The sequence below is a fragment of the Mesorhizobium huakuii genome (genome assembly GCF_030160235.1).
Lineage (GTDB): Bacteria > Pseudomonadota > Alphaproteobacteria > Rhizobiales > Rhizobiaceae > Mesorhizobium > Mesorhizobium huakuii.
Window position 1 is genome coordinate 221,742 of record NZ_BSNY01000021.1, and the last position, 19,878, is coordinate 241,619.

Below are 19,878 nucleotides of genomic sequence, written 5' to 3' on the forward strand. Positions count from 1 at the left end.
CGAGTGGCGCTCGGCGCCGCAAGGTTGCGCGGTCCATGCCAACGCAGTAAAGCGGTCTTGGACAACAGGCTGGACCGATGAGGCTGTCGTGGTTCGCAAAATCCCGCAACCACAAGCCGCCATCCGCGGCCACCTTCCGCAGTGAAATCATCGCCGACATCCTCGTTCCCGAGCGGGCCGAGCATGTGCGCTTCTTTAGCCGCAAGCCGGTCCACCCCGGCAGGACGCGCCGGTTCTCGAACCAGGATCTGCGCGAAAGCCTGCTTGCCGCATTCTATCTCGTGGTCGCGGCTTCGGTGCCGGTGCGCTGGTGGGCGGCGATCTGCGAGCGGATGTCCCGGCTTCGCCTGAGACGCCATATGCGCAAGCAATTTCCAGCCTACGCCGCGGCAACGCGCGCCGTACTCGGCGCCGGCATCGACGCGCGCGGCCTGTTCGAGGCGTTGCTTGCGGCGCGCCACCGCCGCCGGCTGCAGCTTGCCGCGCACCTTGCCGGCTTCCGCTGGTCCCCGACTATCCGGCTGGAGGGACAGGAAGGATTGCGGGCAGCGTTGCTGCGCGGCCACGGCGCCATCGTGTGGTGCGACCAGTTCACATCCCAGACCATCTTCGGCAAGCGCGCCCTGCACGAGGCGGGCATCGAGGCGCATCAGGTGAGTGTCAATTCCCACGGCGTCTCGGAATCGATGTTCGGCCTGCGGTTCCTGAACCCGCCGCTGGTCAAGGTCGAGAACCGCTACCTCAAGAGCCGCATCGTCTTCGATCGCGACGACGCCTATCAGGTCACCATCCGCATCCAGAAGATCCTGAAGCGCAACGGCGTGGTGCTGATGACCAACACCATCCACGCGGGCACGACCTTCACCGAGGTCGCGATCGGCGAAAGCGGCTGGACGCATCTTGCCTCGGCGCCGGCGAATTTCGCCGCGAGGGGCGGAGCGGCGCTGTTTGCCATGTCGACCTTCGAGACCGTCCCCTTTCGCGAATACCGGGCCGTCGTCAGCCCGGAACTGTTGCCGGCCGGAGCGGAGATCGGACGGGATGGTGCCAAGGACATGGTGCTGCAGGCACGCTATATCCTGCTCAAGCGCGACCGTCTGCTCGAAGCGCTGAGACTGTTTCCCGAACAGATGCTGATCTGGTCCAGCAGCCGAAGGCTGACGGAAGCCTCGGACAATGCCATGACAGGCGACGATACCGGCTCATGAATTGGCCAGCAGATGCATCGCGTCGGCAACGACATCGGCGACGGCACGCGTCGCGTCGATTGTCAGCGCCCGCTCATCGCTGCCCGGCGGCTCCAGAATGGCGAACTGGCTGTCGACCAGGCTTGCCGGCATGAAATGGCCCTTGCGGCTGGCGACGCGCCGCCGCGCCGTGGCCGGGTCGATCTCCAGATAGAGGAAGACGATGTCGGGGCAAAAACCGCGCAGGCGTTCGCGATAGCCGCGCTTCAGCGCCGAGCAGGCCGCGACCACGCCCTGCCCTTCGCCGACCGACGCCGCGATGCGCTCGCCGATGGCGTCGAGCCAGCCCTCGCGCAACTGGTCGGTAAGCGGCTCGCCGCTCGCCATGCGCGCCACGTTCTCCGGCGGATGCAGCCTGTCGCCTTCGATGAAGACGGCATCCAGCGCCTCCGCCAGGGCGATGCCGACAGCCGACTTGCCGCAACCGGCGACGCCCATCACCACGACGGCCGGAGGCACCGGACCGGCAGCGCCCGTCGGCGCCTGTGCTGCTTCTTCGTCCACGGCTAGAGCATGATGCCGAAAAGTGAGAAGCGGCTTTCGGACGACATCATGCTCTATCTCCCTGATTTGGTGGCGGATTCAGATTTGACGCAATACCTGACAGAAAACCGCTCACACTTTTCCTGGAATTGCCCTAGCGGCTTGCCGGCGCGCGGCCGTAAAGCAGCAGCATGGCGACGATGACGACGCCATAGATGATCTGCCGCCCCGCCTCCGGCATCTGCATGACCGACAGGATGGACTGCAGAAGCGTGATCAGGATGACGCCGGCGACGGTGCCGAGATAGGACCCGCGCCCGCCCAGGATCGAGGTTCCGCCGAGCACCACGGCTGCGATCGACGGCAAGAGATAGGCATCGCCCATCGACTGCGCCGCCTTCGAGGCATAGCCGGCCAAAAGCACGCCGCCAAAGGCCGAGAGCCCGCCGGAGACGGCGAAGGCGATCATCACCACGCGCCTTGTGTCGATGCCGGAGAGATAGGCGGCGCGCTCGCGGTTGCCGATGCCGTAGACGGTGCGGCCAAAGCCGGTGCGAGTCAGCACGAAGACCATCGCCGCCCCGATCAGCGCCCAGATGATGACGGCGTTGGGCACGCCCGGAATGGCAAAGCCGGTGGCGAGGTAGCGCATGGCGCCCGTGGCCGAATCCTGGGGCGAGAAGCCGCCGGTGTAGACCACCATCAGCCCTTGCGCGACGGCGTTGGTGGCGAGCGTGATGATCATCGAGGGAATGCGCAGATAGGCGACGCCGATGCCGTTGACGATGCCGATCAGCACGCCGCAGAAGATGCCGAACGGAATGGCCAACACCACTCCGGCCGGACCGTAGGCGGCCGCCGCGCAGGCCATCATGGCGCCCGCCGCCACGGACCACGGCACCGACAGGTCGATCTGGCCTAGCAGGATGACCAGCATCATGCCGGTGGCGATGACGCCGAGGAACGAGGCCACCTTCAACTGCTGCAGCAGGTATTCAGGCGACAGGAAGCTTCTGGAATAGAGGCTGCCGAGGAACAGCAACAGCACGATGCAGGCGAATGCGGTCAGCACCGCCGGATCGGCGCGGCGGATGAATTTCGGCATGCGGCCGGCAATGCCGCCTAGCGTCGTTTCGCTCACAGGAACCACTCCAGCCGGTTGCGGACCCGAAACAGGGCGAAGGCGCCGAGGCTGACCGCGATCAGCAGGATAACGCCCTGGAACAGCGGCTGCCAGAGCGGATCGAAATCGAACACGAACAGCAGATCGCCGATGGTGCGGAAGGCCAGAGCGCCGAAGATGGCGCCGATGGCGCTGCCCTTGCCGCCGAACAGCGAGACACCGCCCAGCACCACGGCGGCGATCGAGAACAGCGTGTAGGCGTTGCCGCTGGCATAGGCCGCGTCGCCCGTATAGGTGAAGAAGGTGAGGAACAGCCCGCCGATCGCGGCCAGCAGCCCGGCCAGTGTGTAAGCGGCGAACTTGCCGCGCCTGATCGGCACGCCCGACATATAGGCCGCCGTCTCCGACGATCCCGCCGCGTAGGCAGCGCGACCAAGCACCGAGCGGCTGAACGGCACCCAGATCACCAGCACGATGGCGAACAGCGCGACGAGGCTCGCCGGCACCACGTCGAAGACGCGTCCGGTCATCGCGTCGGCCAGGTCCTCATTGACCGAACCGCCAGGGAAGGGCCGCAGCAGAAGGCCGATGCCGTAAAAGACGGCGCCGGTGGCGATGGTGGCGACGATCGGCTGCAACCGGCCGTAGATGACGATGGCGCCGTTGATGGCGCCGCACAGGAGACCGACCGCCAGCACGGCGATGACGCCGAGCGTCGTCTGCATGGGCGTGCCCACCACCAGCCAGGAGGCCAGGCAGTTGGTGAGGAGAAAGATCATGCCGACGGACAGGTCGATGCCGGCGGTGATCACCACCAGCGTCTGCGCCATGGCGACGAAGGCGAGCAGCACGCCCTTGTTCGCCGCCGTCTGCACCACATTGGCGGTGAAGCCGGCCGGATGGTTCGAGGTGTAGATGATGAACATGACGATGAAGATGCCGAGCGCCAGCAGCGTCCCGCGCTGCTCCGCCAGCCAGTAGCGCCAATCCTTCACGCACTTGCTCCCAGGCCCACCGGGCTCTCCTCGCCATGGATGTTGAGCGCGCTCGCTATCAGCGCCCGCTCGGTGATCTCGGCGCCGACCAGTTCGCGCTTGACCGCGCCGTCATAGAGCACCAGCACGCGGTCGCAGCAGCCGATCAGCTCGTCATAGTCGGTCGAATAGAACAGGATCGCTGCCCCGGCGTCCGCCAGCTTGCGCATCAGCTGGTAGAGCTCCTGCTTGGTGCCGACATCGATGCCCCGCGTCGGATCGTTGAGCAGGATGATGCGCGGCTGGCGCATCAGCCATTTGGCGATGACCACCTTCTGCTGGTTGCCGCCCGACAGCGCGCCGACCGGGATATCGAGACCCGCCGTCTTGATCGCGAGCAGGCCGACCATGTCGTCGATCAGCCGCTGCTCGGCGGCGCGGTCGATGATGCCGCCCTTGGACAGCCGGTCGAGCGCGGCGAAGGACAGGTTCTCGCGCACCGTCATCGGCAGCATCAGTCCTTCGGTCTTGCGGTCTTCGGGAATGAGCGCCATGCCGATGCCGTCCTCGCGGGCCGCCGAGGGACTGCGGATTGCCACCGGCTTGCCGTCGATCAGCACCTCGCCGGAAAGGCCGCGCAGCACGCCGAAGAAGGCAAGCAGCAATTCGCGCTGGCCTTGGCCGTCAAGACCGCCGAGGCCAACCACCTCGCCTGCCCTGACGGTCAGCGAGATGTTGTGCAGCCGGTCGGTCCACGAGAGCTTGCGGGCTTCAAGCCTGGGCGCGGCTGCAGCTGGCACGGCCGCCGGCTTGGGCGGAAAGATGTGGCTGTATTCGCGGCCGATCATCAGCTCGACCACCTCATTGTCGCTCTTCGAGCCGGCCTTGTAGCTGGCGACATTGCGGCCGTTGCGGAACACCGTGCACTGATCGGCAAGTTCGGCGATCTCGTTCATGCGGTGCGAGATGTAGAGCAGCGCCAGCCCTTCCGAGCGCAGCCGCTTCAGGACGCTAAAAATCTTCGAGACATCCGCCGCCGTCAGCGCCGAGGTCGCCTCGTCGAGGATGAGAATGCGCGGCTTTCTGGCCAGCGCCTTGGCGATCTCGACCATCTGCCGGCGTGACAGTGGCAGGTCCTTGACCAGCGCCAGCGGATGGATATCGGCCGCGCCCGCGCGGGCAAGGGCTTCCTCCGCGATGCGACGTTGCGCCTTGCGGTCGATCATGCCGAAGCGTTTGGGCGGATCGGAAATGACGATGTTGTCGGCGACGCTGAGATCTGGAACCAGCGACAGCTCCTGGAAGATGCAGACGATGCCTGCCTGGTTGGCGGCGGCCGGCGACAGGAAGGTCACCTCCCGGCCATCCATCGTCATGCGGCCCTCATCGGGCGCCACGACACCGGCCATGACCTTGATCAGTGTCGACTTGCCGGCGCCGTTTTCGCCAAGGATGGCGTGGATGCTGCCGGATGTGACGACAAGCTCCGCCTTTTCCAGGGCTCGCACGCCACCATAGCGTTTGGATATGCCTTCCATCTGGAAGAGCGGAACCGCACTGTCCATCGGCCCTCCCGGGGCGCTTTGATCACCAGCATGTCAAGTGACCGGCGCCGTGGGAAGTCCCACGGCGCCGGGAGTGCAGCTTACTGGTCCGCCTTGGTCTGCCCCATGATTTCCTGCGCGGTGAAATTGATGCCGCAGGTCGGGAAGGAATTGCCGACGAAGAAATTGTCGGACTGGTCGGGGAAGAAATCCTGCCCAGCCTTGAAGTTCGGATCCTCGACGATGGCAAGCGGCAGCTTGATCGACTGCGGGACGACATTGCCTTCAAGCGCTGCGATCGCCGTCTTGATGGCAACCGCCACCTGTGCGGGGCCGGTACCGGCGGACGAGCATTTCAACCCGTCGGCCGCGTGGGCCGCGCAGAATTTGCGGAAGCCGTTCTCGGTCTCGCCGCCGAACGGCACGAAGGGATGCTTGGCATCGATCATCGCCTGCACGATGCCGGTGTCACCGCCCTGCCCGGTGACGCCGTCGAAGGGGCCGTTGGTGGCGATCGCATCGGCCGAAGCCTTCTGCGCAACGCCGTCATCCCACTTGCCGACGACCTCGGTGACGGCCCATTTCTTGCCGGAGGCATCGAGAACCTCGTGGATGCCATTGTGGCGGTCGGTGTCGACCGATGTTCCGGCAACGCCGCGCACCTCGAGCACCTTGCCGCCATTCGGCACATGGGAGACCAGCCATTTGCCCCACAGCTCGCCAAGCCCCTTCTGGTCGACATTGACGTTGATGGCGTCCTTGGTGTCGAGGATGTTGTCGAAGGCAACCAGCACGACGCCGGCTTCCTTGGCGCGCTTGATCACTGGCCCGAACGCGGTCGGGTTCTGCGCGTTGACAACGATGGCGTCATAACCGGAATCGATGAAGTTGTTGATCGCCGAAATCTGCGCCGGGACATCTTCGCCGGTCGAGACGACCTTGAATTCCTTCAGCTTCGCGGCGACGTCCTTCTGCGCCGCGTAGGCCTTCGCGGTCTGCACCATCTGGATGCGCCAGGTGTTGGCGATATAGCCGTTGGCGAGCGCGATGCGATACGGCCCGGCCTTCTTGGGGAACTTGAAGAATTGCGTATCAGCGGCCCAGGGCGCGAAACAGTCAGGCTCGGCAGCCGGACCCTTGACGATTTCGGGGCCTGCGGCCATCGCCGACGAGCTCAGCATAACGAATGCACTGGCGGCAACGATGCCACCGACGAGTGACTTGATCATCGATAATCCTCCCGATTGCAGTTCTGATTTGTTGGTTCAGTTTCATGTAATTCCCGCGTTTCCGGCAGGCCCTCCCGCCTTGCCCAGTCACGCTTCCCAGGTGCCAACGACCTTCGCGCCCCCTCCCCTTTGCCGTCCCCATCCACCGAAGAAAAACTATCATATTATACATAATAAACAAGCGTGAGCTGTTGCTTATGTATAATAAACAAGCCCGGCGCCTCGGAAGCGGAATTCGTTCAGGAAAATGGTAGCGCTACCATTACGCAGTGTAAAGCGCCATTTGAGCGCGTTCTTAAAAGCGTGTTCAGCGGGCTGTGCTCTCGCGGCGCTTGAGCTCGAAGCCGAGATCGACGACCCGCTGCTCTGGCCGGTCGCCGGCGATCGCCGCCAGCGCCATGGCGACCGCCCGCCTGCCGATTTCGTAGCGGTAGGTGCGGATGCTGGTGATCGAGGGAAACGCCACCTGCATCATGTCGAGGTCGTTGAAACCAACGATGCCGATGGTCTTCGGCACGTCGATCGCGGCGCGATGGCACTCGAACAGCACGCCGAGCGCGATGTCGTCATTGTTGCAGAACACGCCGTCGAGCGACGGCACCTTGGCCAGGGCATCGCGGAACAGTTCCCGGCCGAGCGGCACGCTGGACAACAGCGGCGTGGTGGTGATCAGGCGGGGGTCGAACAGCCCGGCCTTCTCCATCGCCGCGCGGTAGCCGGCGAGGCGCCGCTGCGAGCGCGGGTCCATGCGTGCGCCGATGAAGCCGATGCGCCGATACCCCATTTCGATCAGGTGCTCGGTCGCCGTCCTGCCGCCGTCGAGATGCGAGAAGCCGACCATCATGTCGACAGGATCAGGCCCGGTCTCCATCACTTGCACCACCGGGCAGCCGGCATTTTCGAGCAGTTTTCTGGACGTTGGCGTCTGGTCGATGCCGGCGACGATCAGGGCTGCCGGCCGCTGCGAGCCGAAAAGTTGCAAGAGCCGCTCCTCCTCGAGGCCGGAATAGTGGGTGTTGCCGAGTTGGATGCGGAACGGGCTGTCCGACAGGCTGTCATAGATGCCGCGCACCACTTCGGCGAAGACGTTGTTGGTGAGCGACGGCACCAGCACGCCGAACACCTCGGCACGCGCCGAAGCCAGCGCCCGCGCATTGGGGTCCGGCACATAGCCGAGCTCGTCGACGGCGGCCTGGATCTGGCGGCGCAATTCTTCCGAGACGCGCTCTGGCTCGCGCAGCGCACGCGACACGGTGATGGCGCCGACGCCGGCCTTGCGCGCGACATCCGCTATGGTCGGGCGGCCGCCGCCCCGGCGCGAGCGCGGCTTGATCAAGGCCATCGCCCGCGCATATGGCCGCCGAAGCGCGCCCGCAATACGATCATCGCCATCTCACCGGCCTGTTGCCGCAACCCTTGGCCTCTGGGGTCGCGCAGCCCTTGCCCATTGTCAAGCCGAAGCGCCTCAGGCCGCCACGACGGCTCTTTGCCTTGCCTTCCACATGAACAGCCCGATCGCGACGATGTTCAGCAAATTCCAGGCGATGCCATTGAGGAAGGCCACGGCGTAGGAACCGGTCAGGTCGTAGATCCAGCCCGACATCCAGCCGCCGATCGCCATGCCGAAGATCGTCGCCATCATGACGATGCCGATACGCTGGCCGGCTTCCTTCGCCGGCAGGTACTCGCGCACGATGATCGCATAGCAAGGCACGATGCCGCCTTGCGACAGGCCGAACACCAACGACACGACATAGAGCGAGGCGAGCCCGTCGAAAGGGATGTAGAACAGCAGCGACAGGCATTGCAGCACCGAACCGATAAGCAGCGTCTTCGCGCCGCCGATGCGATCGGCGATGAAGCCCGAGGCAAGCCGGCTGACGACGCCCGCCGCCATCATGATCGACAACATGTCGGCGCCATGCGCGATGCCGTAGCCCAGATCCATGCAATAGGCGACGATGTGCACCTGCGGCATCGACATCGCCACGCAGCAGCCGAGGCCGGCGATAACCAGCAGCACCTGCAACGCCGCCGGCGACATGGGCATCGGCTGCACCGAACGGCTTCCCGGCGAGCCAGCGGCCGCGGCCTCCGGAGCACCACGCCGCAGCATCAGCACCAGCGGCACCATGGTGACCAGGCAGAAGATGCCGATGGCCGCATAGGTGAAGCGCCAGCCTTCCGCCTTGATCAGCGTCGGCATGATGGTCGGCCAGAGCGCGCCGGCGAGATAGTTGCCGGCCGCCGCCGCCGTGACGGCAACGCCGCGCCGGCGGTTGAACCAGTGCGAGATGTCGGCGATCAGCGGCCCGAAGATCACCGACGTGCCGACACCGATCAGCAACCCTTGCGCAAGGGTGAATTGCAGGATCGAGGTCGACAGTGCGGCAAGCAGCAGGCCGGCCGAGAGCGCCACGGAAGAAACCAGCGCCGGGATCCAGTACCCCATGCGGTCGATGGCGCGGCCGACCAGCACATTGCCGGCGGCGAAGCCCACCATGGTCGCGGTGTAGGGCATGGATGCAGCGGCGCGGTCGACGCCGAACTCGGCTTGCACCGCGGGCAGCACAACGACGACCGCCCACATGCCGACCGCACCGATCGTCGCCAGCACCATCGAGATGGCCAGCCGCATCCAGGCATAGGAGCTGTCGATGCCGGGGCTTGGCCGGCTCAAGTCGGTTCGGGTCAAAGGCGTTTCCTGTCGACGGTCGCGAAAACCGGCTGTCGTTTGCACCACTATCGGCACATTCCGAGCGCACAGCAGCGCCACAACTGGCAAATCCGTGGCTCCAGAGCGGCCAGGAGGGCGGGAACCGACGCCAATGTCTGGAGTTTCCGGTCATCAGCCCGCATAAGGAGTCTTTGCCATGCCCCCTGCCAGGCAAAAATGGTCGGCCGAGGTGACCGAGCACAGCGACGCCATGGATCTCGAGGAGCACATCTTCGAATCCGACGATGCCAGGAAGATCGCCGCCTCGCTCAAGCGGTCGGCCGAACACAGCCATCGCCGCAAGGCCGAACCGTTCCAATCCGCCATGTCGATGCTGAATTTCTACATCAACCGCGCCGGCAAGAACCTGCCCGCCGCGCGCAGGCGAGTTCTTGAGCGCGCCAAGGACGAATTGCGCGTGGCCTTCGGCCGCGAGAAGGAGAATTAGCGCCTAGCGCGACTTGATCACGTGGTCGGTGTTGGCAAGCAATTTCCGCACCGCGGCGCGCGCCGCGTCCGGGCGTTGCAGCCGGATGTTCTTCTCGATCGCCTCGTGCAGCTTCTGCACGTGGTTGAGGTCGTCGACCGCCCGCGTGGTGAAGGTGAAGAGATGGTCGAACGCGGATTCGATCAGCACGCCGAGCGGCACCAGAAGGTCGTTGCCGGAGGCCCGCAGGATGGCAAGGTGGAAGCGTGTGTCGGCGCGCGTGCGTTCCTGCAGGCTAACCGCCTCCCCCATCTCGCGGCAGGCCTGGCTGATCTCGGCCATCTGTTCGTCGGTCCGCCGCATGGCGGCGAAGGCGGTGGCTTCCGGCTCGATGATGTGGCGGAACTCCTGTACAGTCTTCAGGAACACCTCGCGGTCGGGCGACGTCGCGTACCAGGCGAGCACGTCACGGTCGAGCAGGTTCCAGCGCTCCTTCGGCTCGACCCAGCTGCCGATCTTGGGGCGTGATGCCAGGAGGCTCTTGGCCATCAGCATCTTGATCGCCTCGCGCACCGCCGAGCGGCTGACGCTGAAGGTTTCCGACCATTTGGCTTCGTTGGGCAGGATGGTGCCGGGCGGGTAGTCGCCACGCACGATCCGCAGGCCAATTTCGCTGGCCAGCGACGTGTGCACGCTGGCGCCGGGAATACGCGCCGCGTCGGGCCGGCGAACACCGGAGGGGCGTTCGGCGGATGCCGGCTTTTTCGGCGATTTTTCCTTGTTCGGCTTTGCGTCCCGCATAGGCTTCAGAAAGGCCGGTTTGTGAAAGCTGTCAAGCGCCAGCGGGCGGTTGGGCCGCAAAGCGCGTCGCTATGCACAACCCAACCCCGTTTGCCTGCTTAGTCAGGCGGTTTTGACATATTTGCGCCAGCTGTGCTCCGGACGGAAGCCAAGCATGTCGCGCGCCTTGCGGTTCGACAGCAACGTCTCGTACTCGCCGAGTTCGGCCTTGACCGGCACGTTGGGATAGAATCGCTTCAGGAGTTCGGCCGTCGGCAGGTCGGACGAGGTGTCGTCATTGGCGGCGTTGAACACCTGGTAGCCGAGCCCATCCTTTTCGATGGCGCGCAGCGTGATCTGGCCGAGATCGCGCGCGTCGACATAGCTCCAGGCGATGCGCTTGCGGAAACCCGGATCGGCGAACCATTTCGGGAACAGCGAATACTCATGCGGCTCGATGACATTGCCGATGCGAAGCGCATAGATGTCCGTGCCGTTGCGCTGCGCGAAGGCCCGCGCGGTCTTTTCGTTGACGACCTTGGACAGCGCATAGCTGTCCATCGGGTCGACGTCATACTCCTCGTCGAGCGGGAAATATTTGGGGTCGCGCGGCTCGTTGGCGAACACCAGGCCGTAGGTCGTCTCCGAGGAGGCGACGATCACCTTGCGGATGCCGAGCTTCACCGCGGCCTCGATGACATTGTAGGTGCCCATAGCGTTGATGCGGAACACTTCATTGTCGGGGGTGATCATGATGCGCGGGATGGCGGCGAAATGCACCACCGCATCCACCGGCTGCGGGCGCAGCGACGGGTCGAATTCGTGCAGGCCCATATAGCTCGACAGCGCGTTGAACACCTGCCCGCTATCGGTGATGTCGGTGATCAGCGTGCGCACCTTGGGATTGTCGAGCGGCTTGGTGTCGATGTTGAGCACCTGGCAGCCCTGTTCGACAAGATATTGCACGACATGACGCCCAGCCTTGCCGCTGCCGCCGGTGAACATGATCCGCTTCGTCATTGTGGTCTCCATACAGGCTCTGGAATTACCGTCTATTGTCAGACAATATTGCTTTCTGCAACCGCATAGGGCTAAAACAGCGGCGCAATTATCGATAATCCGGGATAGGACAGACGACATGAACACCTCCGCCGCACGCGAGACGATCGGCTTCATCGGCCTTGGCCTGATGGGGCACGGCATTGCCAAGAACATCGTCGACAAGGGCTATCCCCTGACATTCCTTGGCCGCAAGAACCGCAAGCCGGCGGAGGACCTCCTTGGCCGCGGCGCCAAGGAAGCATCGACCTCGCGCGATGTGGCGGCGGCGTCCGATATCGTCTTCATCTGCGTCACCGGTTCGCGCGAGGTGGAAGCCATCATCCGTGGCCCCGGCGGCCTCAAGGAGGGCTTGAAGAAAGGCTCGGTGGTCGTCGATTGTTCGACCTCGGACCCGGTCTCGACCGTGGCGCTTGCCGCCGAACTCAAGGCGCTTGGCATCGACTATGTCGACGCGCCGCTGAGCCGCACGCCGAAGGAAGCCTGGGAAGGCACGCTCGACGCCATGGTCGGGGCACCCGATGCCGTCTTCGCCAGGGTCAAGCCGGTGATCGAGACCTGGGCCGGCCGCATCGTCCATATCGGCGATACCGGCGACGGCCACCGCATGAAGCTGCTCAACAATTTCATCTCGCTGAGTTACGCCGCCATTTATTCCGAGGCGCTGGCCCTGGCCGAAAAGGTCGGCATCTCGCCGCCGCGTTTCGACAGCGTAATCCGCAACGGCCGCATGGATTGCGGCTTCTACCAGACCTTCATGCGCTGGACGCTGGAAGGCGACCGCGACGCCCACAAGTTCACCATCGCCAACGCCTTCAAGGACCTGACCTATCTGGAATCGATGGCGGGGGCCGCTGGCATCGCCAACCCGCTCGGCAACGCCACCAAGAACTCCTTCGCCGGCGCCCATGCCGCCGGCCCGGCCGAGCAGTTCGTGCCGATGCTGGCGACGCATATCGGCAAGGTCAACGGCGTCGACCTGATGCCGACCAAGGATGGCAAGAAGCAGACGATTTAAGGCTCACAAGGCCGGACGGCTACCGCCGCCGGCTTCCGATCCCCTCATCGGTGTCGGCGAGCAGCTTGTGCACGGCGTTGCGGGCCGCCGCCGGCCGCTGCAGGCGGATGTTCTTCTCGATCGCCTCGTGCAGTTTCTGCGCCCGGTTCTGGTCGCTGACCTGGCGTGTCGTGAAAACGAAGAGATGGTCGAGCGCGGACTCGATCAGCACGCCGAGCGGCACCAGAAGATCGTTGCCCGAGGCCCGCAGGATGGCGAGGTGGAAGCGTGTGTCGGCACGGATGCGTTCCGGCAGGTTCGCAGCCTCCCCCATCTCGCGGCAGGCCAGGCTGATCTCGGCCATCTGCTCGTCGCTGCGCCGCATGGCGGCAAAAGCGGATGCTTGCGGTTCGATGATGTGGCGAAACTCCTGCACGGTGCGCAGGAAGGTCTCTCGGTCGGGTGCCGTCGCGTACCAGGCAAGCACGTCGCGGTCGAGCAGGTTCCAGCGCTCCTTCGGTTCGACCCAGCTGCCGATCTTGGGACGTGATGCCAGAAGGCTCTTGGCCATCAGCATCTTGATCGCCTCGCGCACCGCCGAGCGGCTGACATTGAACGTCTCGGCCCATTTGGCCTCGTTGGGCAGGATGCTGCCGGGCGGATAGTCGCCGCGCACGATGCGCAGGCCAATCTCGCTGGCGAGCGAGGCATGAACGCTGGACCCGGGAAAGTGCGCCGCATCCGCCCTGCGCACGACCGCCGGATCGCGGCTGGCTAGCGCCTTGGCCCGGCTGGCTTGCTTCTTTGCCTTGTCCTGGGGCATCCACGTTCCAATAGGTCGGCCGCCTGTCGCCCGGAGATACTCCGAACCCTTTGGCACGCCGATCCCGTCACCGAAAAATCCGAACCACGGACGCGTCAAGGCCGGAGCCCGTTGCCCCTCGCCACGGCGTGCCGCTCAGGAATTGACGGGGCGCCCGTTGCCGAGCGCCCCGGATCGAAAGACCTATTTCTGGATGCAGGTGTCGACCGTGTCCTTGGTGCACTCGTCGAGGCCGGTGAAGACCGGATCGTCGACCTTCTTGCCCGTGATCAGGTCGATCATCACCGACGGCGCCTTGTAGCCCATTTCAAAGGGCCGCTGGCCGACCAGCGCGGTGACCAGGCCATCCCTGGCGATCGCCACTTCGTCGCCGATCGTGTCGGCGGCGCCGATGACGAAGTCGTTCTTGGCCAGCCGGTCCTTCAGCGGTCCGATCAGGTCACGATAAGGCTGCGGCGCGCCGAACAGCGGCCAGCCGCCCATGATGCCGAAGGCGTCGAGCTTGGGGTTGGCGGCGAGGATGTCGGTCATCGCCTGAACGCCCTTGGCGCCGTCGTCATTGGTGAACACCGGGCAACCGGCGACTTCGGTCCAGCCGCCTTCGCCGGCAAGAGCCGCGAGGCCTTCCTTGCCCGTCAGAGCGTCGCGCAAGCCTTGCGCGCGGCGCAGGATGTTGTCGGCCGCGGGATTGCCTTCGATCGTGCAGATCGTGCCGCCCTTCGGCTTGGCCTTCTTGATGTACTCGCCGATCTTCTTGCCCATCAGGTAGTTGTCGGTGCCGAGATAGGTCTTGCGCAGCGCGGCGTCCGCCTTCGCAAGATCGGCGTCGACGGTCATGATCGGGATCGACGGATTGGCGGTCTTGAGCGTCTGTGCGATCAGCGGTGCGTTGGACGGCGAAATCGCCATCGCCACGGTGTCGGGCTTGCTCAGCATATCCTGGACGATCTGTGCCTCGCCGGCCTCGTCGGAAGTCGACGCCGGACCGGTGTAGAAGCACTCATATTCCGAGCTGGCATTCTCCTTGTTCCATTTCTCGCAGCCCTGGTGGATGGCTTCGAAGAACGGATTGTCGAGACCCTTCACCACGATGACGAGCTGCTTCTTGGCCAAAGCCGGCCCGGCGCCCAGCGCCATGGCGGCGACGGCGGCGAGCAATACTGTTTTCCTCATGTCAGTCCTCCCTTGGAAACAGACGGACACGGCGTGCCCGCCACACAAATCGACCGGATGCGAGAAGGCAGAGCCAACGCTCGTGCCGCCAGGCAAGGCCGATAAGCATTTTCAGATGCGACCGGACCGGCAAGGTGCCGGAGCGGCCGATAACCTCCCGCGATCCCGCCGCGACGGCGGCCTGGGACCAAGTATCTTTCTCCGACCGTCAGCTAATAACGGCGCGGCGCCAACGTCAATCGCTATTTGTCCTACAAAACGGATTTTTCGAAACCGTATTTCGCTATTCGTCTGACAAATACCTGTTTCTTGTCGATCCGACAATTGACGCCCGCTCGGGCATTCGCGTAAATGCCGGTCAACGTTGCTTCCGGGAGGAATGGGGAGCACGATGTAAACGCTGCGACCCGGAGCAGGCTGGCAGCAAGGCATTGGGAGGCTATAGGCTGGTGGCGGTTCTCGAACTCACCAATATCTCGAAGCATTTCGGCGCCATCCAGGCGGTCAATGACGTGTCGCTGTCGATCGAACCCGGTCAGGTCGTCGGCCTGATGGGCGACAATGGCGCGGGCAAGTCGACGCTGGTCAAGATGATCGCCGGCAATTTCCACGCCAGCCATGGCACCATGCGCATGGACGGGAAGGAATTGATCCTGAACAAGCCAGCGGAAGCCCGCCAGCATGGGATCGAGATCGTCCATCAGGATCTTGCGCTCTGCAACAATCTGACGGCCGCAGCCAATGTCTATCTCGGCCGCGAGCTGCGGCGCGGCATCGGCCCATTCCGCATCCTCGACTATGCCGCCATGTACAAGCGCGCCGGCCAGCTCTTTGCCGAATTGAAGTCCGAGACCCGCCCGCGCGATCTCGTCAAGCAGATGTCTGGCGGCCAGCGACAGGCGGTGGCGATCGCCCGCACCATGCTGTCGCAGGCCAAGATCGTGCTGATGGACGAACCGACCGCGGCGATCTCGGTGCGGCAGGTCGCCGAAGTGCTTAACCTGATCCGCCATCTGCGCGACCAGGGCATCGCGGTGGTGCTGATCAGCCACCGCATGCCTGATGTGTTCGACGTCGCCGACCGCGTCATCGTGATGCGGCGCGGACGCAAGGTCGCCGACAAGGCAATCGCATCGAGCTCGCCCGAGGAAGTCACCGGGCTCATCACCGGCGCCATCGAGCAGGTCTCGTAAGCGCGGCTAATTTCACCAGGCTGGCGCGGATCGCAGCCGGCAGGAAAGGTCGATAATGGCAGTCACCCTTGACCAGACGATCGCACAGAAGCAGCACAGTTTCTTCTCGCGGCTGTTCTCCACCCAGACCTTCTGGGTGGTGATCGCCGTCATCCTCGCCTGCATTTTCCTGTCGTTCGCCACCGACGCCTTCGCAACGTCGAAGAACCTCTACAATATCACCCGCAACATCACCTTTGTCGCCATCGTCGCGCTCGGCATGACCTTCGTCATCATCACCGGCGGCATCGATCTGTCGGTCGGCTCCGTGCTGTGCCTGTCGTCGATGGTGCTGGCCGTCACCATGCATGCCGGCTACTCGATCGAAATCGGCATCCTGGCCTCGATCGCCACCGCGCTCGCCATCGGCGCCTTCAACGGCATCCTGACCGCCTATCTCGGCTTTCCACCCTTCGTGGTGACGCTCGGCATGTTGTCGATCGCCCGCAGCCTGGCCATGGTCGCCTCCAACAACACCGTCGTCTTCCAGTTCGGCCCGGACCACGACAAGCTGCTGGCGCTCGGCGGCGGCGCCTGGCTGTTCGGCATCGCCAATCCGGTGCTCTACATGATCCTGCTGGCGCTGATCACCGGCTTCATCCTGCGCTGGACCAAGTTCGGCCGGCACATCTTCGCCATTGGCGGCAACGAGCACGCGGCAACGCTGACCGGCGTCCCCGTGAAGCAGATCAAGGTCGCCGTCTACATGATCTCGGCGCTGTCGGCGGGCATTGCCGGCATCATCCAGACCGGATGGCTCGGCGCCGTCACCACCAATCTCGGCACCGGCATGGAACTGCAGGTCATCGCCGCCACCGTCATCGGCGGCGCCAACCTGGCCGGCGGTGTCGGCACCGCCTTCGGCGCCATTGTCGGCGCGGCCCTCATCGAGGTGATCCGCAACAGCCTTGGCCTGCTCGGCATCAATGCCTTCTGGCAAGGTACCTTCATCGGCGGCGCCATCCTGCTGGCGGTGCTGTTCGACCGCATCCGCAATTTCCGGCGCAGCGACTGACGTTCAAGTGCGGGTCCTTCTCCCACGACAAGGGAGAAGGGCAGTGCCAGGCGCTGTTCGTTCCGGTTCCTATCGATCAGTCTGAAAATCAGCCGGAGCGAGCCGCCACCGACCCGGGCCAACAGCCCGTGTCTTGACGGAAACCGGAAACCGGCCGCACAATCCTCGATGCAGGCGAAGGGAGGCCAGTCGTCTGCGGGAGGATATACCCATGACGGAAGCGATCAGGCTCTACTGGGGCCGGTTCGGACATGTTTCTGTCCTGAATGTCGCAAGCGACTTCGTCACCCATGCCCATGTCGAGGCGCATCTCATCATCTGGCTCGAAGGCACCGCCGGCGAGATGACCATCGGCCGCGAGACGGTGCGGCTCGGGCCCTGCACCGCCGCCGGTATCAATTCCTTCCAGCCGCACAGTCACGTCCTGTCGCAGAACGGGACGCCCGGTCTGTTTCTCGCCTTCTACATCGATCCCGACTGGGCGCGCCGCCGGCGCGACCTGCCCTCCTCCGCGCCGCTGTTTGCCCAGGCCGCGATCACGCTGGAGCCCTGGCTGCACCAGGCCGCCGCCAGCCTGCTCGATCACCTGACCGACAATGAAAGCATCGACGACGTCGCCAATTACGAGATCGAGCGCTTCATCGATTCGGTGCTCGATGCCGCCGATGCGTCGGCGCCGCAGGAGGCGCGCACCCGCATCAACACCATGCAGGATTTCCGCGTCCGCAAGGCCATCCAGCTGATGAAGGCCAACGTCTGCGAGCGCATTTCCTTCGACGATGTGGCCCGCAGCGTCGGCCTGTCGCGGCCGCATTTCTTCGCCCTGTTCAAGGAACAGACCAATCTGACGCCCAACGTCTACTGGAACACGCTGCGCATGGAGGAAGCGGTGCGGCAGTTGCAGTGGTCGCAGGAGCCGCTGATCTCGGTCGCCTGCAGTCTCGGCTTCACCACGCAAGGCAACTTCTCGCGCTTCTTCCGCGACCATGTCGGCGTGCCGCCGACGCTCTATCGCGAGGCCGCGCGGGCGAATGCCTGAGCCGGCCTGCCGGGCCTGTATTTTCAGACTCCCTCTATTTTCAGACTCCTTGATACGCGCATGAGACGCATTGATAAGCGTCGCCCGGGCCACCGCCCTACCCTTGCCCGACTGTCGCATTCGCAAGGGAACGTCCCATGGCAAAAGTCACCATCTCCAGCGTCATCGACGCGCCGGTCGAAAAGGTCTGGGCGCGCATACGCGACTTCAACGGCCTGCCGGGCTGGCATCCGCGCATGGTCGAAAGCCATATCGAGGACGGCAAGAACGCCTCGACGGTCGGCTGCGTGCGCAATTTCGAGCTGGTCACCGGCGCGCGGCTGCGTGAAAAACTGCTCGACTTTTCCGATGAGAACTTCCTCGTCAGCTACTCCATCCTGGAGACGCCGCAGCCGCTGACCAACCACAAGGCGACGCTGCAATTGCGCCGCGTCACCGATGGTGACCGCACCTATGCCGAATGGACCGCCAGCTTCGATGCGGCACCCGAAGAGGCAGACAAGATCGCCGCCGGCATGGGCGCCAATGTCTTCCAGGGCGGCTTCAACGCACTGAAGAGCCATTTCTCCGGCCAGGACTGAGAACAGGAGCGTTCCATGGCGCTTGCCCTCCAGACTTTCCCGACCGTGAAGGACGCCAATGCGGCGCTGAAGGCGGCCGGCACCCGCTATCTCGGCGGGGGTACACTCGTGGTCCGCGCGGCCAATGAAGGCGATGTTTCGGTCTCCGGCCTGATCAGGTCGACCGACCCGGCCCTGTCGGCCATCGCGGTCGCCGGCGGCAAGGCCCGCATCGGCGCTTCGGTGACGATGGCTGCGATAGCCCGTCATCCGGACCTCGGCGCCCTCGCCAAGGCCGCGCGCGCCGTCGGCGGTCCGGCGATCCGCAACACGGCGACCATTGGCGGCAATCTGTTCGCGCCGGCGCCCTATGGCGATTTCGCCGTGGCCTTGCTGGCGCTCGACGCCACCGTCGATACCGAGGATGGCGAATTGCCGATCGAGGCTTTCCTGGCCAAGCGGGACGATAGCCGTGCCATCGTCAGTTCAGTCCGTTTCACGCTGCCAAAGGCCGACGGCTTCCGTTTCCTGAAAGTGTCGCGGGTCAAGCCCAAGGGCGTTTCGGTGCTCAGCATCGCGGCCGTTCTGGAACGGGCCGCCGACGGAACCGTGTCCTCGGCGCGGATCGCGCTTGGCTGCATGGCCGACCGGCCAATGCGTGCCAAGGCGGCGGAACGGGCGCTCAAGGGAAAGAAACTCGACCAGAACGGCATCGCGGCGGCACTGGCCGCCGCCACCGAGGGCACCGCGCCGATCACCGATCCGATCGCCAGCGCCTGGTACCGCGCTGAAGTCCTGCCGGTCCATCTCGGCCGGCTGCTGCTGGCCTGAAATCACCTGTTGGGGGGCGCGCGTCTGTCCGATCCGTCGGGCAGGCGCGCAAGGAGGAAACATGGCGAAGGTCCCGGTTCAATTCACGCTCAACGGCTCCGAAAAAGCCGAATTCGTCGAGAGCGGTACGACGCTGCTCAACGCCCTGCGCGACAAGATCGGCGACACCTCGCCGAAAGGCGGCTGCCACCAAGGCACATGCGGCGCCTGCTCTGTCATCATAGACGGCGAACTCAGGCTGTCTTGCCTGACGCTGGCCGAAACCTGCAATGGCGCCGCCATCACCACGACATCAGGCCTTGCCGAAGGCGGCGTCCTGCATCCGCTGCAGCGCGCTTTCCTCGACACTTTCGCCACGCAATGCGGTTTCTGCACGCCGGGCATGATCATGGCCGCCAAGGTGCTGCTCGACCACACGCCCAACCCCAGCCGCGACGAGGTGGTGGAGGCGCTGTCGGGCAACATCTGCCGCTGCACGGGCTACGAGCCGATCATCCAGGCGGTGCTCACCGCCGCCCGCGCCAATTCGCAGAACGCGGCCTAGAGCCGGATGATTTCAGATCTGTTCGACCTGAAATCTGAATCCGGCTCTAAATCAAAGAGATAGAGCATGATGTCGTCCGAAA

Annotated in this window: 20 protein-coding genes; 9 read left to right on the forward strand and 11 right to left on the reverse strand. The window is 64.5% G+C overall.

Going from position 1 to position 19,878, the window contains the following annotated elements; all coding sequences use genetic code 11:
* Positions 1–77 precede the first annotated feature (77 nt).
* A complete protein-coding gene (locus tag QQK95_RS11245) occupies positions 78–1,208 on the forward strand; it encodes a hypothetical protein (protein ID WP_284272252.1) in 1,131 nt (376 codons plus the stop codon).
* Here QQK95_RS11245 and QQK95_RS11250 read toward each other — a convergent pair.
* The 7 genes from QQK95_RS11250 to QQK95_RS11280 form a co-directional block, all read right to left on the reverse strand.
* The gene (locus tag QQK95_RS11250) at positions 1,203–1,751 is read right to left on the reverse strand and encodes a gluconokinase (RefSeq protein ID WP_284272253.1); all 549 of its coding nucleotides are present in this window, start codon (positions 1,749–1,751) and stop codon (positions 1,203–1,205) included. The two genes, QQK95_RS11245 and QQK95_RS11250, sit on opposite strands and share 6 nt — an antisense overlap.
* Before the next feature lie 133 nt (positions 1,752–1,884).
* Positions 1,885–2,871 carry an ABC transporter permease gene (locus tag QQK95_RS11255; protein WP_284272254.1) on the reverse strand — a complete coding sequence of 329 codons (987 nt, stop codon included), beginning with the start codon at positions 2,869–2,871 and terminating at the stop codon, positions 1,885–1,887.
* On the reverse strand, positions 2,868–3,848 hold the full coding sequence (locus QQK95_RS11260; protein ID WP_284272255.1) for an ABC transporter permease: 981 nt from the start codon (positions 3,846–3,848) through the stop codon (positions 2,868–2,870). Before QQK95_RS11260 ends, QQK95_RS11255 begins: the two co-directional genes overlap by 4 nt.
* On the reverse strand, positions 3,845–5,392 hold the full coding sequence (locus QQK95_RS11265; RefSeq protein WP_284272256.1) for a sugar ABC transporter ATP-binding protein: 1,548 nt from the start codon (positions 5,390–5,392) through the stop codon (positions 3,845–3,847). The genes QQK95_RS11260 and QQK95_RS11265 overlap by 4 nt, the downstream gene beginning before the upstream one ends.
* Before the next feature lie 80 nt (positions 5,393–5,472).
* Positions 5,473–6,600: a sugar ABC transporter substrate-binding protein gene (locus tag QQK95_RS11270; RefSeq protein WP_284272257.1), complete on the reverse strand. Its 1,128-nt coding sequence runs from the start codon at positions 6,598–6,600 to the stop codon at positions 5,473–5,475.
* Positions 6,601–6,907: 307 nt separating this feature from the next.
* The gene (gntR, locus tag QQK95_RS11275; protein WP_284272258.1) at positions 6,908–7,942 is read right to left on the reverse strand and encodes an HTH-type transcriptional regulator GntR; all 1,035 of its coding nucleotides are present in this window, start codon (positions 7,940–7,942) and stop codon (positions 6,908–6,910) included.
* 123 nt (positions 7,943–8,065) lie between these two features.
* Complete coding sequence (locus QQK95_RS11280; RefSeq protein ID WP_284272259.1) at positions 8,066–9,295, reverse strand: MFS transporter; 1,230 nt, start codon at positions 9,293–9,295, stop codon at positions 8,066–8,068.
* A gap of 178 nt (positions 9,296–9,473) precedes the next feature.
* Here QQK95_RS11280 and QQK95_RS11285 point away from each other — a divergent pair, with 178 nt between their 5' ends.
* Positions 9,474–9,764: a DUF3175 domain-containing protein gene (locus tag QQK95_RS11285; protein WP_284272260.1), complete on the forward strand. Its 291-nt coding sequence runs from the start codon at positions 9,474–9,476 to the stop codon at positions 9,762–9,764.
* A gap of 3 nt (positions 9,765–9,767) precedes the next feature.
* Here QQK95_RS11285 and QQK95_RS11290 read toward each other — a convergent pair whose 3' ends face one another.
* Together QQK95_RS11290 and QQK95_RS11295 are read right to left on the reverse strand one after the other, a co-directional pair.
* Entirely contained in the window at positions 9,768–10,544 is a 777-nt protein-coding gene (locus QQK95_RS11290) for a FadR/GntR family transcriptional regulator (RefSeq protein WP_284272261.1), read from the reverse strand.
* Between the two features lie 102 nt (positions 10,545–10,646).
* Entirely contained in the window at positions 10,647–11,543 is an 897-nt protein-coding gene (locus QQK95_RS11295) for an NAD-dependent epimerase/dehydratase family protein (RefSeq protein WP_284272262.1), read from the reverse strand.
* Here QQK95_RS11295 and QQK95_RS11300 point away from each other — a divergent pair.
* Positions 11,527–12,600: an NAD(P)-dependent oxidoreductase gene (locus QQK95_RS11300; protein WP_284272263.1), complete on the forward strand. Its 1,074-nt coding sequence runs from the start codon at positions 11,527–11,529 to the stop codon at positions 12,598–12,600. The two genes, QQK95_RS11295 and QQK95_RS11300, sit on opposite strands and share 17 nt — an antisense overlap.
* Positions 12,601–12,619: 19 nt before the next feature.
* Here the strand turns inward: QQK95_RS11300 and QQK95_RS11305 are convergent, their stop codons facing one another.
* Both QQK95_RS11305 and QQK95_RS11310 read right to left on the reverse strand, forming a co-directional pair.
* The gene (locus QQK95_RS11305; RefSeq protein ID WP_284272264.1) at positions 12,620–13,402 is read right to left on the reverse strand and encodes a FadR/GntR family transcriptional regulator; all 783 of its coding nucleotides are present in this window, start codon (positions 13,400–13,402) and stop codon (positions 12,620–12,622) included.
* Positions 13,403–13,585: 183 nt separating this feature from the next.
* Complete coding sequence (locus tag QQK95_RS11310) at positions 13,586–14,575, reverse strand: substrate-binding domain-containing protein (protein ID WP_284272265.1); 990 nt, start codon at positions 14,573–14,575, stop codon at positions 13,586–13,588.
* Positions 14,576–15,024: 449 nt separating this feature from the next.
* Here QQK95_RS11310 and QQK95_RS11315 point away from each other — a divergent pair, with 449 nt between their 5' ends.
* From QQK95_RS11315 to QQK95_RS11340, 6 genes are all read left to right on the forward strand, one after another.
* Positions 15,025–15,768, forward strand: coding sequence for an ATP-binding cassette domain-containing protein (locus QQK95_RS11315; protein ID WP_407660541.1), 744 nt, complete (start codon positions 15,025–15,027; stop codon positions 15,766–15,768).
* A 55-nt stretch (positions 15,769–15,823) separates the two neighbouring features.
* Complete coding sequence (locus tag QQK95_RS11320; protein WP_284272267.1) at positions 15,824–16,822, forward strand: ABC transporter permease; 999 nt, start codon at positions 15,824–15,826, stop codon at positions 16,820–16,822.
* Between the two features lie 211 nt (positions 16,823–17,033).
* Positions 17,034–17,861: a helix-turn-helix domain-containing protein gene (locus QQK95_RS11325; protein ID WP_284272268.1), complete on the forward strand. Its 828-nt coding sequence runs from the start codon at positions 17,034–17,036 to the stop codon at positions 17,859–17,861.
* Positions 17,862–17,998: 137 nt separating this feature from the next.
* A complete protein-coding gene (locus QQK95_RS11330) occupies positions 17,999–18,442 on the forward strand; it encodes an SRPBCC family protein (RefSeq protein WP_284272269.1) in 444 nt (147 codons plus the stop codon).
* Positions 18,443–18,457: 15 nt separating this feature from the next.
* Positions 18,458–19,252, forward strand: coding sequence for an FAD binding domain-containing protein (locus QQK95_RS11335; protein ID WP_284272270.1), 795 nt, complete (start codon positions 18,458–18,460; stop codon positions 19,250–19,252).
* 61 nt (positions 19,253–19,313) lie between these two features.
* On the forward strand, positions 19,314–19,796 hold the full coding sequence (locus QQK95_RS11340; RefSeq protein ID WP_284272271.1) for a (2Fe-2S)-binding protein: 483 nt from the start codon (positions 19,314–19,316) through the stop codon (positions 19,794–19,796).
* Positions 19,797–19,878: the final 82 nt, after the last annotated feature.

Bases quoted from the DNA above. Each gene is read 5' to 3' on its own strand.
- QQK95_RS11245 (WP_284272252.1), top strand. From the start codon at position 78: ATGAGGCTGTCGTGGTTCGCAAAATCCCGCAACCACAAGCCGCCATCC.
- QQK95_RS11310 (WP_284272265.1), bottom strand. From the start codon at position 14,575: ATGAGGAAAACAGTATTGCTCGCCGCCGTCGCCGCCATGGCGCTGGGC.
- QQK95_RS11330 (WP_284272269.1), top strand. From the start codon at position 17,999: ATGGCAAAAGTCACCATCTCCAGCGTCATCGACGCGCCGGTCGAAAAG.
- QQK95_RS11340 (WP_284272271.1), top strand. From the start codon at position 19,314: ATGGCGAAGGTCCCGGTTCAATTCACGCTCAACGGCTCCGAAAAAGCC.
- gntR (WP_284272258.1), bottom strand. From the start codon at position 7,942: ATGGCCTTGATCAAGCCGCGCTCGCGCCGGGGCGGCGGCCGCCCGACC.
- QQK95_RS11320 (WP_284272267.1), top strand. From the start codon at position 15,824: ATGGCAGTCACCCTTGACCAGACGATCGCACAGAAGCAGCACAGTTTC.
- QQK95_RS11300 (WP_284272263.1), top strand. From the start codon at position 11,527: ATGATCCGCTTCGTCATTGTGGTCTCCATACAGGCTCTGGAATTACCG.
- QQK95_RS11290 (WP_284272261.1), bottom strand. From the start codon at position 10,544: ATGCGGGACGCAAAGCCGAACAAGGAAAAATCGCCGAAAAAGCCGGCA.
- QQK95_RS11335 (WP_284272270.1), top strand. From the start codon at position 18,458: ATGGCGCTTGCCCTCCAGACTTTCCCGACCGTGAAGGACGCCAATGCG.
- QQK95_RS11305 (WP_284272264.1), bottom strand. From the start codon at position 13,402: ATGCCCCAGGACAAGGCAAAGAAGCAAGCCAGCCGGGCCAAGGCGCTA.
- QQK95_RS11270 (WP_284272257.1), bottom strand. From the start codon at position 6,600: ATGATCAAGTCACTCGTCGGTGGCATCGTTGCCGCCAGTGCATTCGTT.
- QQK95_RS11295 (WP_284272262.1), bottom strand. From the start codon at position 11,543: ATGACGAAGCGGATCATGTTCACCGGCGGCAGCGGCAAGGCTGGGCGT.
- QQK95_RS11325 (WP_284272268.1), top strand. From the start codon at position 17,034: ATGACGGAAGCGATCAGGCTCTACTGGGGCCGGTTCGGACATGTTTCT.
- QQK95_RS11265 (WP_284272256.1), bottom strand. From the start codon at position 5,392: ATGGACAGTGCGGTTCCGCTCTTCCAGATGGAAGGCATATCCAAACGC.
- QQK95_RS11285 (WP_284272260.1), top strand. From the start codon at position 9,474: ATGCCCCCTGCCAGGCAAAAATGGTCGGCCGAGGTGACCGAGCACAGC.